We start from the raw sequence: 13,017 nt of genomic DNA, 5'->3' as shown, positions 1-13,017 counted from the left end.
GCCCGCCGCGGCGGACGATGTGCGGCTGCCCGGCCGAAGCCAGCATGTACGTCATGACGACAGCCGACGCCCCCCTCGCCGCCATCGCACCCGCGCCCGTCTGGGCGCGCCGCGCCGCGCACGCCATGGCCCTCTGCGCGGTCCCGTCCGGCCTGTGGCGCATCGCCATGGCCTGCGGTGTGTACGTGGGCTACAGCGACCAAGTGCTGCGCGACGTCTTCGACATCCCGGGATGGGGCATCGCGTACGTCGTCTGCCTCTCCGTCCTTTCCGAGGTGGCCGCCCTGTTTCCGCTGCTGCTCGTCAGTGACCGGTGGCGGCCGCTGCGCCCCCGGGCCCTCGCCGCGCTGGCCTGGACCGCCTCCGGCCTCCTGGTCCTGGTGGCGCTGTGGCAACTCGTGGTCGCCTTCACCGTCGAGAGCCGGACGTACATGTCCGGCGACACGGCACTGACCGTCTGGTGGCTCACCTTCGCCCCGCTGTTCGCGATCCCCGCCCTGATGACCGCGGTGACCTGGTCGTACGCGAAGCGGCACCGCACATGGGGACGCGCATAGCGCGGCGTCAGCACGGTTCGTACGCCGACCGGTGCGGCCGGGCCGGCGGCCCGAGCCGCGCGGCCGCGAGGCGCAGGCCGTTCGCCGCGGCGGCGCAGCGGGAGGCGAGGGCCGAGACCTCCGCGCGCAGGGCCTCCGCCTCCGGGCCCTCCCAGTCCAGTTCGGCGGCGGCCAGCCGCAGCCGCGCGGCGTGCGAGCACAGGGCGGCGGCGTGCCCGCGCAGCCCCTCGGCCGGGCCGGCCTGATCCGTGCGCGGGTTCGGGCGGCGCCGGGGGGCATGGGGAAGGTGGGTCACGGGGCCCCTCCAGGGAGCACGGGCCGGCGGGGAACGCCGGGACGGGTGGTCACGGCGGGGAGTCCTCCCGGCCGGGGGCGCGGTCACGGCCGGCGCGGTCACGGCCGGCGCGGACGCGGCCCGGGCCCGGGCCGCGGTCGAAGAAGGCCCGGCAGGCGGCCCCGAGGCCGAGCAGCGGCTCGGCGGTCATCGCCCGGCCGGTGGCAACCTGCCATCCGGCGTGGTCGTTGAACGGGTTCCCGTCGGTCAGCGCGTTCCAGGCCAGGATGTCCGCGAAGGACGGCGTCAGGATCCCGAAGGCGTGCTCGGCGCCCCTCTCGCGCATCGCCGCGCGGAACAGCCGCACCGCGTCGCCCTGCCGGCCCTGTTCGACCGCCGTGAGGATGGCGGCGGCGTCCGGGTCCGCCGGTGGCCCGGGGAACCCCGCGCGCGCCGCCCGGATCCTGGTCCTGAGCCCGCAGACGGCCATGCTGACGGCGAGGCTCTCACGGCCCGCGAGGACTCCGGCGAGCCGCCCGGCCCGGGCCACCCCGCGCCCGCGCAGCGCCCAGCCCAGCCCCGCCGGATCGGTGAGGGTGCGCAGCAGGGTCCGCCAGGCGAGCCGCCCGCCTCCGGCCCCGCGGCCCCGGCGGCCCCGGCCGCCCCACCCCAGCGCCGAGACCGGCAGGCGGCTCCCGAGGGCCAGTTCGGAGGCGTACCTGGCCGCCTCGCCGACGGCGTCGGCGGCCTCGGCGAGCTCCCGGCACAGGGCGTCGAGCTGGTCGGCGTCCGGTTCGGCGGGGAGGGACGTCACGGCGTCGGGCATGGGTTCCTCACGGATCGTCAGCGGCGGGTGAGCGTGAGCCGGATGCCCTGGGGGTCCAGGGTCGCGGGCAGGGGCCCGAGCGGGTCGAGGACCGGCCGGGTCCCGGTGACGCGGTGGCCGCGCAGCACCTCGGCGCAGAGCGCCGCGGTGACCAGCAGCCCGAGCTGGTCGCCGGGGCAGCGGCCGGCGCCGTGGCCGAACGGGGCCATCCGGATGTCCCGGTCGGCGCCGCGGTCGCTCCACCGGCACGGCACGAACGCGTGCGCGGCCGGTACGTGTTCGGGGTCCCGCTGGTGGAACAGCGCGGGCAGCAGCACCGAGGTCCCGGCCGGGTAGCGCACCCCCCGCCACTCGGTCGCGGCCCGGGTGACCCGGATCAGGTCCGGCACCACCGGGTAGAGCCGCAGGGTCTCCCGTACGCAGGCCCGCAGCCGGGGCAGTTCCCCCGGCCCGCCGCCGCCCGCCCGGGCCTCGGCGCCGGCCGCCTCCTGCTCGCCGGGGTGGGCGCCGAGGAGCAGCAGGGTGCGCAGCAGCGTCGCGGGGACGGTGTCCATGGCGCGCAGCCAGCGGTACGCCTGCCCGGCGAGGTCGTCGGGGCCGGCCGCCGCCCGGCGGGCGAGCCCGGCGAGGGTGTGCGGTTCGGCGTGGGCCGCGTACCGCGCGATCCGGGCGGTGGCCCGCTCCTGGACGGCGCGCACGGCCCGGGCCCGCGTCGGGCGCGGCCCCATCGCGTCGCCCTCGCCCCGCAGCCGGCGCAGCCAGCCGGCGAGTTCCTCGTCCCCGGCGGCCGCGTCCCCGAGGACGATCCGGCGTCCGGCGCGGGCCACCGCCCGGCGGGCGGTGGCGATCCGCAGCGTGCCGGTGGCGGTGAGCGGCCGGGCCTCCTCGGCGAGGGCGGCGAGGAACGGCCCGTGGGAGGGGTGGACGGGGGTCCCGGCGGCCAGCACCTCGGCGCCCAGGCGGCGCCGTTCCCCGCCGGGTGCGCACGGGTCGGGGGCGAGGACGCCGGCGGGTTCGGCGTAGAAGCGGCGCATGTCCTGCGGGTCGAGGATGACGAGGACGGGCCCGGAGGGGCCGCGTACCAGGACGGGCGCGCCGCCGTGGCGTTCCCTCAGGTCGCGCAGGGCGGCCGTGGAGGTGTGCGCCGCGCGCGGCCGGGCGAAGCCGGGCAGGGCGCGGGCGGACAGCGCCCGGGCGGCGAGGGCCCGTACGGACTCGGCCCGACCGGTGCGGGCCGGCGGCGCGTACGGGGCGACGGCCGTCCGCACGCCGGCCGTCCGCGCCGCGCCCCGGCCGGACCCCGGCCCGGACCCCGGACCTGCTCCTGACCCGGCCGCGGCCCCGGCTTCGGCCCCGGTCATGCCGGAACCGCCCTGTCGGCGCCCTCGGGAGCGGCCTCCTGGACCGTGCGCATCCCTGTACCTCCGCGCAGCCGGAAACAACGGTCGGTGACAACGGGATCACCGTACGTCGATCTTGGGAGGTCCGCGCTCCGAGCGGCGCGGGAGACCCCCTACCGGAGCGGGTCGAGCTCCGTGAGCTGGGCGGACGCGTCCAGACCGGCGGCCAGATAGGCGGTGAACACCGCGTTGTGCAGGGCCCACGGGGAGCGCCGCCGCCGGATGAGCGCGATGGCCTCGGCGGGTGCGAGACCGCGCTCCACGAGGCACTGGGCGACGACGAGCCCGGAGCGGTTGTAGCCCGAGTGGCAGCGGACCAGGATCGTGCGGCCTGCGTCGAGTGCGCGGGAGGCGGCGCGGGCGAGCCCCCGGACGGTGTGCAGCTGGCCGGCCGTCAGGACGGAGTCGGGCATCTCGGCGACCAGGTGCTCGGTGCCCGGGCCCGGCCCGTGGCCGGACCGGGTGAACAGGCTGATGACCAGGTCGAACTCGTCCGCCACCACGACGGGCCGCGGCTCCCCGGCGGGGTCGCTCCACACGTGCCCGCCCATCCACAGGCCCGGGGAGATCTCGTCCCACGGGCTCTGCGGGTCGGGTACGTCGCTTTCCTTGCCAGAGATCTTCGTCATGGCCGTCACGATCGCACGACGGTGGCCGCCTCAGCGGCGTCACCGGCGAAGACGGCCTCGCGGAAGGCCGTGCGCAGGGCGGCGGAGCCGGCGTCGCCGGGCCCCGGGACCAGCGCCGCCCAGCGGCTGTGCCGGGGCGAGACGAACAGGCTCGGGCCGTCTCCGTACGACCAGACGCCGTACGGGCCGGGGTGCCAGAGCAGGCCCCGGGCGGGGGTGAGTTCACCGGTGCGGATCCGCAGGGACTCGGCCGTCCAGGCGCGGGGGACGGGATGGTCCGCCGGGGAGAGCAGGTGCCCCAGGAACCGGCCGAGGTCGGCGATCGGTGCGCGCAGGGTCCCGTCGGGGCCGGGGCCGGTGCGGGTCATTCCGAGCGGGCGCCAGACCAGTTCGGCGGCGCAGTCGGCGAGCGGGGCGCCGCAGAGCCCCTCGACGAACGGGACCAGGCCGGGCAGGCCGTCGGCGGCACCGCGCGTGAGGAGCTGGTGGGTGGTGGGCCCGTGCGCCGTGAGCGGGGTGTGCAGGGAGAGCTCGCCCCGGTCCACGAGGCACCCGATCACGGGCCAGAGGGCGAGTACGGGCGCGAGCCCCGCGACATCGTGAACGGCGTCGGCGTCGGTATGGGCGGCGTCGGTCCCGGCGGCGGAGCCTGCCTGGAGCCCTTCGGGTCCGCCGAGCGCCCAGAAGGCCCCCGGGCCGGCGGAGCTCACCTTCGCGTACAGGGCCTCGTCGCTGTGCGGCGTCATGGTCGACGACGCTAACCACGCCCGGCGGCCGTCCCCGCGCGCGTCGCGGCGAAGTCGCGGCCCGCCACCCGGATGCCGGTACGCGAAGGAGGTAGGGGAAGGCGGTACGGGAAGGGGGAACGCCGCGGGGGCGGGGCGCCCGAAGACGCCCCGCCCCCGGACGTGGGATCAGCTCTTGTCGGGCCGGTCCGTCACCCGCAGGGTGTTCAGCAGGGGCTTGCCGAACCCGCTGTGCGTGACGAAGCGGATGTTGAGCACCCCGTCGGTGACCGTGACCGTGTACGTACGGGTCAGGGCCTTGTACGACGAGCCCGCCTCCAGCGCGATGTCCAGGGACGGCAGCACCTGCGTGCCCTCGGCCATGACGTCGAAGACGCGCTTGTTCGGCTTGGTGTTGGAGAGCTCCGCGAAGCCCAGCTCCACCGTGTAGGTGCCGTTCGGGACGTTGTCGAAGCGGTACTCGTACATGCCCTCACGGGCGTTGCGGAACAGCCGCTGGTCGTCCGTGCCGGCGATGGTGCGACCGGTGGACTGTACGGAGGAGTTCCCCTGGTAGCCGTACGAGCCGGCCTTGTACTTGCGGTCCGGGGACCAGCTGTCGCCGAGCGCGTCCGTGGCCGTGTAGTCGGAGCCCGCGTCCAGGGCGACCTGGTAGCGCGGGACCACGACCTTGACGGGCACGGTGAGCACGGGGGCGCGGCCACTGGCCGAGGTGATCTTCAGATCCGCCGTCAGGACGGCGCCGGCGGCCAGCCCGGTGGTGTCCACGGCCAGGGCGACCGCGGCCTTGCCTCCGGTCGGCAGGTTCCCTGCGGCCGGGGTGGCCGTCAGCCAGGCCGCGTCCTCGGCCACCGTGAAGTCCGTGCCGAGGCCCGGGTTGGTGAGGTCGAGGGTGCGGGTGCGCTTCTGGTCGGCGGGGAGGACGACCTCCACCCCCGGCGTGGAGGCGGTGACCTTGCCGGTGCGCAGGGAGCGGGTCACCGGGGTGACGTCCGCCGCCTTGACGTCGACGGTGGCCGAACCGGACTCGTACTGGGCCGCGGTCAGGGAGACCTGCCGCGAGCCGGACGGGCTCTGGACGACGTAGGCGCCGTCCGCGGCCGTGGTCGCGGAGACCGCGGCGTCGCCGGTGCCGACGGTCACCGTGGCGCCCTCGATGCCCTTGCCGTCGTTGGCGTCGAGCACCTGGCCGGTGACCACGCCGCTCTTGGTGGTCCGGAAGCCGATGGAGAGGCCGTCCGTGATGACCGGGGTGTTGAAGGAGTACTTGAAGGCGTCGGTGCCGGTGGCGTTCTCCACGCCGACCGTGGCGGTGGAGCCGCCCTTGATCCCGGTGCCGCCCGTCCCCTTGTAGTGGTAGGTGACGGTGCCGTCCTCGCCGATGGCCGCCGAGAAGGAGAACTTGTCGGTCTGCGCCGACCAGTGCGCCACGTCGCGCCACTCGATCACGTACCGCCGGTGCGGCGCGGTTCCGGTGACCGCGGTGAAGACGCCCGAGCCGCTGCCGGGGGCGCCGACGACCAGGTCGTCCCAGAACGGGTACAGGGCCGCGTTGGGCGTGGCCGTGCTCGGCAGGTCGCCGTTGATGTCACCGGTGTTGTTGCCGCCGAAGCTGACGGTGCCGTTGGTGCCGATCCACGCCTGGCCGTACGTCTTTCCGTACAGCGGCAGCGGGAACGGCAGGCCGACGCGCTCGGTGGTGTTGTCGCCGGTCAGCGCGAGCTGCCGGTCCCCCGCCGGGTACGCGGCGCCGCTCGCGGTGGCGCAGGCGTAGCCGTAGCCGTCGGTGCGCTCGGGCAGGCTGACCGCGACCGTGGCGTCCCCGGCGACGGTGACCTTGGCCGTGCCGCCGGTGACGCAGCGGGAGGCGTGGGTGGCGTTCACGTCGTACGTGCCGTGCGGCAGGGTGACCTCGAAGCGGCCCTGCGCGTCGGCGGTCGCGGTCACCGGGGTGTCCGCGATGGTGACGACGGCGCCGGCGGCGGGACCGGCGGCGGAGGACACCGTGCCGGTGAGCTTGCCGGAGGCGGCCTGGGTGAGGGTGAAGTCGCCGGTGGCGGTGGCGTTCTCGGTCACCGTCGCCGTCGCCGCCTGCTGCCCGTAGCCGAACTTGGACGCGGTCAGCGCGTACTCGCCGACGGACAGGGAGCCGAAGCGGTACGAGCCGTCGGCGGCCGTGGTCACCGCGCGGTCGATGGGACCGTGGGCGGTGATCTTCACACCGGCGACCGGCTCGCCGCCGGCGCGGACGGTGCCGCCGAGGGCGCCGATCGCCCCGCGCGGGGCAGCGTTCACGGCGGCCAGCGCGTCGAGCCGGCCCTCGCCGAAGACGTTGTTGTCGGCGGCGTTGCCACCGCACTGGCTGCTGTCGGTGTCCAGCGCGGTGCCGTCGAGCAGCGACTCGGTCTGCGCGACGTCGCCTTCGAGGGCGGGCGCGGCGGACCAGAGCAGGGCCACGGTGGCCGCGGTGTGCGGGGAGGCCATCGAGGTGCCGGAGAAGGCCTCGTACCCGCCGCCGGGGACGGAGGAGCGGACGTTCACGCCGGGCGCCGCGATGTTCGGCTTGACGATGCCGCCGGGACCCGCGCCGCGCGAGGAGAACGGGGCGATCGCGTTGTTGATGTCGAAGGCGCCGGAGCTGTAGGAACTCGCGTAGTCACCGGGCGAACCGCTGGTGGCGCAGCTCGGGCCGGAGTTCCCGTTGGAGAAGGCCGGGAAGATGCCGGCGGCGCGCCAGGTGTCGACGATCTGCTGGTACCACTCGTCGTGCGCCGCGCTGCCCCAGGAGTTGTTCACGATGTGCGGGGCGAGGTCGGGGCGCGGGTTCTGGCCGTTCAGGTCGGTCGGGGCGACGATCCACTGTCCGGAGGCGAGGAGGGAGGCCTCGGAGCAGGAGCCGGTCTCGCAGCCCTTGGCGGCGATCCACTTGGCGCCGGGCGCGACACCGATCTTGTTGGCACCGCCGTCGTCGCCGACCATCGTGCCCATGGTGTGGGTGCCGTGGTCGTTGTTGTCGCAGGGCGCGGCCGAGGCGCAGACGCCACCGGGGTCGAACCAGTTGTAGTTGTGGTCGTACGAGCCGTCGGCGTTCTTGCCGCGGTACTGGTTGTTCACCGCCGGGTGGGTGTAGTCCACGCCGCTGTCGATGTTGGCGACGACGATGCCCTCGCCGCGCACGCCGAGCTGCTCCCACACCTGGGGGGCCTTGATCCGGTCGATGTTCCATTCGACGGCGTCGGCGGCGGCCTTCTCCCGCTTGCCCTCGGCGGGCTTGGGGAGGGCGACCTTGTCGTCGGCGTCGATCCGGGAGACCTCGGGGCGCTGCGCGAGCGTGCCGGCGAGCTTCTCGCTGCCGACGACGCGGACCGCGTTGACGATCCAGTACGAGGTGTACTCGGCCTTCGCGCCGTCCAGGGCCTTGATGACCTCGGCCTGGCTGCGCGCGGCGTGCTCCTTCTTGGTGCGCAGAACCGTTTCTGCCTTGGCCGCGCGGGTCTTCTGCTTCCCCGCCGCCGAGAGGTCGGCGGCGCTGTCCAGATAGACCCAGAAGACGGCCTTCGCGGAGTCGTCGAGCTGGGCGCGCAGCTTGGGTTCGATCTTGCGCTCGGCCGCACTGGGCGTGGGGCCGGGCTCCGGCGCGGCCGCGGCGACGCCCGCGCCGATGGGTAAGAGCAGGACGGAACCGAGGGCGGCGACGGCCGCGCGTAAGGATCGTCGTCTGGTGCTTAGTGCCACGTGTGGTCTCCTCGTACGCCGTGTGCAGGTTGTGCGGAACGGACGGAACGGGCATGCGTGACGTGCGCGGGTCATGGTGATCGAGGCGTCATGCTCATTACAAGGGGGCCAATTGAGCCGATCTGGAACCCGCCACGGCCACGGAGGCCCGCACCCCGGCCCGGGAGGCCGTGGCGCGGCGCGGAGCGGAGCGGCCGGGTGGCCCTCGGCGGGCGGCCGGGCGAGGCTGAGGACATGACCATCCCGGCGCCCGCCGCCCCGCCCGCCGTCCGGATCGCATCCGCCCGGGGCCGCTGGATCCTGCTCACCACGGTGCTCGGGTCGAGCATGGCGCTGCTCGACTCCACCGTCGTCAACGTCGCCCTCCCCCGGATCGGCGAGGACCTCGGCGCCGACCTCGCGGTGCTCCAGTGGACGGTCAACGCCTACCTGCTGACCCTCGCCGGGCTGATCCTCGTCGGCGGGGCGCTCAGCGACCGGTTCGGGCGGCGGCGGATCTTCGTCCTCGGCGTGGTGTGGTTCGCCGTGGGTTCGCTGCTGTGCGGCATCGCCCCGAACGCCGGGGTGCTGGTGGCCTCCCGCGCCCTCCAGGGCGTCGGCGGGGCGCTGCTCACGCCCGGTTCGCTCGCGCTGATCCAGGGCTCGATCCACCCCGACGACCGGGGCCGCGCGATCGGGCTGTGGTCGGGGCTCGGCGGTGTCGGCGCGGCCGTGGGGCCGTTCCTCGGCGGCTGGCTCGTGGACGGGCCCGGCTGGCGCTGGGTGTTCCTGCTGAACGTGCCGCTGGCCGCGGTGTGCGTGCCGGTGGCGCTGCGGCACGTACCGGAATCCCGGGACCCGCAGGCGCACGGGAGCTTCGACGTGGCCGGCGCGCTGCTGGCCGCGTCGTCCCTGTCCCTCGTCACCTACGCGCTGATCGAGGCCCGGTCCGGATCCCCGCTGATCATCGCCGCGGCCGTCCTCGGCGTCGTCCTGGGTGCCGTCTTCGTCCGCGTCGAGCGGCGGCGGGCCGATCCGATGGTGCCGCCGGACATCTTCGCCTCCCGCCAGTTCACCGCCGTCAACCTGGTCACCCTGTGCGTGTACGCGGCGTTCAGCGGGTTCTTCTTCCTCGTCGTGCTCCAGCTCCAGGTGGTCGCCGGCTACTCGGCGCTGGCCGCCGGCGCCGCGCTGCTGCCGACCACAGGCCTGATGCTGCTGCTGTCCGCCCGCTCGGGCGAGCTCGCGGAGCGGATCGGGCCGCGGATCCCGCTCACCGTGGGGCCGCTGCTGTGCGCGGCCGGAATGCTGCTGATGCTCCGCGTGGGGCCGCAGGCCTCGTACGTACAGGACGTGCTGCCCGCACTGCTGGTGATGGGGATGGGCATGGTGGCCCTGGTGGCGCCGCTGACGGCCGCCGTACTGGCCTCGGTGGACCCCGGCCGGGCGGGCCTGGCCAGCGGGGTCAACAACGCGGCCGCGCGCGCCGCCGGACTGCTCGCGGTGGCGGCGCTGCCGCTGCTGGCCGGAATGGGACCCGAGTCGTACCGCTCGGCGACCGAGTTCGACGCGGCCTTCGGGCGGGCCATGCCCTGGTGCGCGGGGATCCTGGTGCTCGGCTCCGTCCTCGCGTGGGCGACCGTGCGCAATCCCTCGCCCGCGGCGTGCCATCCGCAGTGCCACATGCACTGCGGGGTGAGCGCCCCGCCCCTCGAACCCCCCGCCTCGGTGTGAGCGCCGGGACGGCGTAGGCGCGGGCGCGGCGCATGTGCTGGAGCGCGACGGCCGATCTGGCGGCGGGTACGGTCATCACCGCCGTCGGGGTGGTGTGCGTACTGCGCGTGCGACGGGCCCGGGACCTGCCGGTCGCGGCGCTGCCGGTGCTGCTGGGCGCACACCAGCTGGTGGAGGCGGCCGTCTGGAACGCGGGCGGCGGCTGCGGCCCCGCCAGCACGGCCTGGGCGGTGATCGCGCTGCCGGTGCTGCCCGTGTGGGTGGCGTTCGGGGTGCTGCTCGCGGCCGCGCCGGGGGCCCGCCGCGTGCTGTGGGGACCGGCGGCCGCCGGGCTCGCGACCGCCGCCGTGCTCGCGTACTGCCTGGCCACCCGGCCGGTGGACGCCGAGGTCCGGGGCCACACCATCGGGTACGGGGTGGCCGTCCCGTACGCCCCGCTGGTGGTGGCGGGCTACCTCTTCGCCACCCTGGGCGCGCTGCTGCTCTCCGGGGACCGGGGGCTACGGCTGCTGGGGGCGGTGCTGGCCGCCGGGGCGGTGGTCTGCGCGGCCCTGTGGCGGCTGGAGTTCGCCTCCACCTGGTGCGCGTTCGCGGCGGCGGCGTCGGTGCTGGTGCTGGGCTGGGTCCGGCGCGGTCCGGGCGGGCCGGGCCGCGCGGGCCCCGGGGATCACTGGTTCTGGCCGCCCAGGACGAACAGCAGGTAGACGAAGAAGGCGAAGAGGTGGCCCACGAACAGGTAGGCGATCAGCCGGATGACCAGACCGCGCGGGAACTTCGACTCGATGCGCTTGCGCACGCCCGGCGCTGCGGGCTCCCCGGCCTGCACGGCGGGGTCGGACACGGGCTCTGCGGAATCCACGGACATGCTCTCTCCTCGGGGCTACGGGGCTACGGACGGTGCTGGTGGGTGGTCGTGGTCGAGCCGCCGAGACACAGCCCGGCGAGGCTGCTCTGCAGCAGCGTGTGGACGAACAGCAGGTCGGCCCCCTGGGCCGCGGCGGCGCCGATCCGGTGCGGGGTGAGCGATTCGAAGTGCGCGCTGTCCCCCGGCTCCAGCAGGTGCTCGGCCTCTCCCAGGTGCAGCCGCAGCCGCCCCTTGAGGACGTAGAGCCACTCCTCGCCGGGATGGACGCGCACCAGCTCGCCCTGGCTGCGCCCGTGCGGGACGTGCACGCGCAGCGCCTGCATCCCGCGCCCGGAGCCGCCGGCCTGCCAGTACGTCCACCCGTCGGCCTCGCGGGCCCCCGGACCACCGGCGCGTACGATGGGATCGGCCACGGCCGGGGTCTCCCCGAGCAGCTCCGAGACCGTCGTACCGTAGGTGCGGGCGAGACCGAGCAGCAGCGGCAGCGAGGGCTGGCGCCGGCCGGTCTCCAGCCGTGACAGGTGGGCGGGCGACAGCCTGGCCCGCGTGGCGGCGGCCTCCAGCGTGAGGCCGGCCCGCCGTCGCAGGTCACGCAGCTGCGGGGCCACGGTGGGCAGCTCGTCCGCCGCTGCCCCGGCGTCTTCGTCGGATCCGGGTGTCATACCCCGATTGAGCCAGAGTCTTGCCCGCCTGGCAATCTTCCTTACCTCTGAGGCAAACCCGGGTGGGCTGCCAGGACGGTGGCCACCGTGTCTGCTTCGGAGGCGGGTTTGTCCGGGCGGTGGCGCAGGACGCGGGCGAAGCGGAGGGCCACTCCGGCCGGGTAGCGGGTGGAGCGCTGGAGGCCGTCGTAGGCGATCTCGACGACCAGCTCCGGGCGGACCCGGACGGTGAAGCCGTCGTCCTCGACCGCCAGTTCGCGCAGCCGCTCCGTCTGCCAGCGCAGCATCTCGTCGGTGAGCCCCTTGAAGGTCTTGCCGAGCATGGCGAAGGTGCCGTCGGCGGCGCGGGCGCCCAGGTGCAGGTTGGACAGGAGTCCGGTGCGGCGGCCGTGCCCCCATTCGGCGGCGAGCACCACCAGGTCCAGGGTGTGCACCGGTTTCACCTTCAGCCAGTGTTTGCCGCGCCGGCCGGCCGCGTAGGCGGAGTCGAGGCCCTTGGCCATCACCCCCTCGTGGCCCCGGGCCAGGGTGTCGGCCCAGAAGCGTTCGGCCTCGGACGCCTGCGCCGCCGGGTCCGCCACCACCAGCCGGCGGACCCGCGAGGCCTCCGGAACGAGGGCGGCCAGGGTCGCGTACCGCTCGTGGACCGGCAGGTCCAGCAGCACCTCGCCGCCGGCGGCGAGGACGTCGAAGAAGTACGGGGCCACCGGCAGCGTCTGCCGGGCCGCCGCGACGTCCACCCGGGAGCCGACCCGGCTCGCGATCTCCTGGAACGGCACCGGGCGGCCGTCCGCGTCCTGCCCGATCACCTCCCCGTCGAGGATGAACGCGTCGCCGGGCAGCGCCCGCGCCAGGTCGGCCACCTCGGGCAGCCGGTCGGTGATCTCGTCGAGGGAGCGCGTGTACACCCGTACGGCGTCACCCTCGCGGTGGACCTGCACCCGGATGCCGTCGAGCTTCTCCTCCAGCACGCACGGCCCGAGCGCGGCGAGCGCCTCGGCCACCGACTTGGCGGAACCCGCCAGCATCGGCTGTACGGGGCGGCCCACGCGCAGGGTGACCGTGCGCAGGGCCTCCTCGCCCCCGGCCAGTACGGCCGCCGCCACCCGGGGCAGCGAGCCGTCCAGCATCACGGCCCGGCGCAGTGCGGTGGCCGGTACCCCGGCGGCCGCGGCCACGCCCTCCAGGGCCACCGCGTCCAGCGCGCCCTGGCGCACCTCGCCGGAGAGCAGGCTGCGCAGGAACCGCTGCTCGGGGGCGGTGGCCGCGCCCAGCAGGTCGTCCAGGATCCGGCGCCGCCCGGCCTGCGCGCCCGGTCCCGCGACGGCGGCCAGCTCGGTGACGGCCGCGTCGACGGCGCCGACGGCCAGGGTGGGTTCCCCGGCCGGCGGGACCTCCCGGGCGAGGGCCCGCCAGCCGATGCCGGGCCGGCCCTGCGGGAGGCGCCCGGACAGGTAGGCGATCACCAGCCCGGCCTCGTCTGGGGGCGCGGCGGCGAACAGCTCCGCGAGCAGTGCGGTCTTGCGGGACCGGGCGGAGGACCCGGCGACCTCCGCCGACACGCGCGCGACCTCGGCGAGCAGCATGCCGCCATCCTGCCGCCTGCCCCC

12 protein-coding genes are annotated in these 13,017 nt (G+C 75.5%); 3 read left to right on the top strand and 9 right to left on the bottom strand.

What is annotated here, in order from left to right:
- Window positions 1–44: 44 nt before the first annotated feature.
- A complete protein-coding gene (locus IE248_RS11250) occupies window positions 45–557 on the top strand; it encodes a hypothetical protein (protein WP_124290524.1) in 513 nt (170 codons plus the stop codon).
- A gap of 7 nt (window positions 558–564) precedes the next feature.
- Here the strand turns inward: IE248_RS11250 and IE248_RS11245 are convergent, their stop codons facing one another.
- From IE248_RS11245 to IE248_RS38155, 6 genes are all read right to left on the bottom strand, one after another.
- Entirely contained in the window at window positions 565–852 is a 288-nt protein-coding gene (locus IE248_RS11245; RefSeq protein WP_190030633.1) for a hypothetical protein, read from the bottom strand.
- A 49-nt stretch (window positions 853–901) separates the two neighbouring features.
- On the bottom strand, window positions 902–1,657 hold the full coding sequence (locus IE248_RS11240; RefSeq protein WP_190030632.1) for a hypothetical protein: 756 nt from the start codon (window positions 1,655–1,657) through the stop codon (window positions 902–904).
- Window positions 1,658–1,674: 17 nt separating this feature from the next.
- Window positions 1,675–2,925 carry a cytochrome P450 gene (locus IE248_RS11235; RefSeq protein ID WP_073798588.1) on the bottom strand — a complete coding sequence of 417 codons (1,251 nt, stop codon included), beginning with the start codon at window positions 2,923–2,925 and terminating at the stop codon, window positions 1,675–1,677.
- Window positions 2,926–3,170: 245 nt separating this feature from the next.
- Window positions 3,171–3,686: a protein-tyrosine phosphatase family protein gene (locus IE248_RS11230; protein ID WP_073798800.1), complete on the bottom strand. Its 516-nt coding sequence runs from the start codon at window positions 3,684–3,686 to the stop codon at window positions 3,171–3,173.
- A gap of 5 nt (window positions 3,687–3,691) precedes the next feature.
- Window positions 3,692–4,432 (bottom strand): serine hydrolase domain-containing protein, encoded by a 741-nt coding sequence (locus IE248_RS11225; protein ID WP_190030631.1) that lies wholly within the window; start codon window positions 4,430–4,432, stop codon window positions 3,692–3,694.
- A 168-nt stretch (window positions 4,433–4,600) separates the two neighbouring features.
- Window positions 4,601–8,167 carry a S8 family serine peptidase gene (locus IE248_RS38155; protein WP_234377360.1) on the bottom strand — a complete coding sequence of 1,189 codons (3,567 nt, stop codon included), beginning with the start codon at window positions 8,165–8,167 and terminating at the stop codon, window positions 4,601–4,603.
- Between the two features lie 234 nt (window positions 8,168–8,401).
- On the opposite strand from IE248_RS38155, the gene IE248_RS11215 reads away from it, so the two are divergent.
- Together IE248_RS11215 and IE248_RS11210 are read left to right on the top strand one after the other, a co-directional pair.
- On the top strand, window positions 8,402–9,880 hold the full coding sequence (locus tag IE248_RS11215; RefSeq protein ID WP_037795152.1) for an MFS transporter: 1,479 nt from the start codon (window positions 8,402–8,404) through the stop codon (window positions 9,878–9,880).
- Between the two features lie 32 nt (window positions 9,881–9,912).
- Window positions 9,913–10,584 (top strand): DUF6629 family protein, encoded by a 672-nt coding sequence (locus IE248_RS11210; protein ID WP_229895252.1) that lies wholly within the window; start codon window positions 9,913–9,915, stop codon window positions 10,582–10,584.
- On the opposite strand, the gene IE248_RS11205 is transcribed toward IE248_RS11210, so the two are convergent.
- Genes IE248_RS11205 through IE248_RS11195 form a run of 3 tightly spaced genes read right to left on the bottom strand, consistent with a single transcriptional unit; the run spans window position 10,548 to window position 12,993 of the window.
- Window positions 10,548–10,745, bottom strand: a complete 198-nt coding sequence (locus IE248_RS11205; RefSeq protein WP_008743543.1) for a DUF6126 family protein — start codon at window positions 10,743–10,745, stop codon at window positions 10,548–10,550. The two genes, IE248_RS11210 and IE248_RS11205, sit on opposite strands and share 37 nt — an antisense overlap.
- 23 nt (window positions 10,746–10,768) lie before the next feature.
- Window positions 10,769–11,407 (bottom strand): helix-turn-helix domain-containing protein, encoded by a 639-nt coding sequence (locus tag IE248_RS11200; RefSeq protein ID WP_190030630.1) that lies wholly within the window; start codon window positions 11,405–11,407, stop codon window positions 10,769–10,771.
- Between the two features lie 41 nt (window positions 11,408–11,448).
- Window positions 11,449–12,993, bottom strand: a complete 1,545-nt coding sequence (locus IE248_RS11195) for an ATP-dependent DNA ligase (protein ID WP_190030629.1) — start codon at window positions 12,991–12,993, stop codon at window positions 11,449–11,451.
- Window positions 12,994–13,017: the final 24 nt, after the last annotated feature.

Origin of the sequence: Streptomyces goshikiensis, assembly GCF_014650555.1 — a bacterium.
GTDB lineage: Bacteria > Actinomycetota > Actinomycetes > Streptomycetales > Streptomycetaceae > Streptomyces > Streptomyces goshikiensis.
The sequence above is the reverse complement of the archived record's forward strand: the minus strand, read 5'-3'. Positions and strand labels throughout refer to the sequence as shown.